Source organism: Mesobacillus campisalis, assembly GCF_000986785.1.
GTDB lineage: Bacteria > Bacillota > Bacilli > Bacillales > Cytobacillaceae > Mesobacillus_B > Mesobacillus_B campisalis.
On record NZ_LAYY01000072.1, the window covers coordinates 1 to 1,602 of the forward strand.

Annotated in this window: 1 protein-coding gene and 1 rRNA gene; one reads left to right on the forward strand and one right to left on the reverse strand. The window is 44.9% G+C overall.

The genetic code is table 11. The features are described from left to right. Positions 1-712, reverse strand: a 712-nt coding sequence (locus WQ57_RS22425) for a 4Fe-4S binding protein (protein WP_046525906.1), incomplete at its 3' end; no start/stop codon positions are given. 440 nt (positions 713-1,152) lie between these two features. Here WQ57_RS22425 and WQ57_RS22430 point away from each other — a divergent pair. Continuing rightward, positions 1,153-1,602, forward strand: a 16S ribosomal RNA gene (locus WQ57_RS22430); the annotation flags it as partial.

Here is a 1,602-nt window from a genome sequence, read left to right on the forward strand (position 1 = left end):
TGCAATTACCAGTATCGATGACCAAAAGACTTCCATTAGTCATGAACACTTTACCAGGACAGAGGCGGAAACAAGTCTCACAAAGCGTGCATTTTTCAGAGTCAAGGTGAACCTGGAAAAAAGCCCATCCCTCAAACATTCCGGCTCGCTTGAATTTATCTTGATCAAATCGCCACTTAGCTGGTGTAACGGTAGAGAGCGCAAGGTTCTTGCCGTCTTTGGCAAGCTTGCTGAAAAAATCCCTCCTGGACAGCCTTGTTTGTCCTTTTAGGTCATGTACTGGTCCCGTAACAACCTGGAACAGATTTGTATTTATTTTTTCAAGAATCTCATTCGTTTCGTCAATGAGAATCTGCATTTCCGAACCACCCTTTGGGATGGCAATCGTCCGTATTCCTTTTTTATAAAAATGGAAAAGCTCATATTTTGTCGGCTGCAGGTCTTCACCGAGCACCAGCGTGTCGCCGATCGTTTTTCGATTAGGCGACAGGCCTTCAATAGCCTGGACCGGACAGGAGGGAATGCAAAGGCCGCAGCCATTGCATTGTTCTTTAACAATTTGAACGCCGCTTTTTTCTATAATAATTGCGTTTTTTTCGCAACTTTCCTTACAGGCCGTACATGTGCTGAGCGGACTGGCATTCCTTACGCACTGTCCTCCAGCTTTAATGTCATAGGTGAGGCTCTCCAGCCAATTCATCAATAGCGGCATATCGTCACCTTCTTCTATTAATCTATCTTTATTTTATCGCTTTTTAGCTGCTATTCCATCCATGTTCCCTGTATTTCCACACCTTTTTAACATCTTGGCCATAAATTTGAGATGAGGTTGCATTGTTTTTTTTCTGTTCAAATAAGCAATTGTAAAATGTTTCTATTGTACATTTACTAGAAGGGTGTTATTCTAATTTAGCTGCTCAAACAGCATGGAACAAAATATCAATTGCCGTTGCTTTTTTAAATTAAACTTTTAAAAAGTGTTGACAGGTTGATACAAACTATGGTAAGATATAAAAGTTGTCGCTGAAACAGACAACGATTTGTTCTTTGAAAACTAAACAAACAAGCGTCAACAAACAATATTATCGTGTTTCTTCTATATAATAGAGATTCACGAGCCAACGTTTTAAATTATGAGCTTACTCATACTCTTTATTGGAGAGTTTGATCCTGGCTCAGGACGAACGCTGGCGGCGTGCCTAATACATGCAAGTCGAGCGGACTTGAGGGAGCTTGCTCCCGATGGTCAGCGGCGGACGGGTGAGTAACACGTGGGCAACCTGCCTGTAAGACTGGGATAACTCCGGGAAACCGGAGCTAATACCGGATAATTCATTCCCTCACATGAGGGAATGCTGAAAGACGGCTCCGGCTGTCACTTACAGATGGGCCCGCGGCGCATTAGCTAGTTGGTGAGGTAACGGCTCACCAAGGCCACGATGCGTAGCCGACCTGAGAGGGTGATCGGCCACACTGGGACTGAGACACGGCCCAGACTCCTACGGGAGGCAGCAGTAGGGAATCTTCCGCAATGGACGAAAGTCTGACGGAGCAACGCCGCGTGAGCGAAGAAGGCCTTCGGGTCGTAAAGCTCTGTTGTCA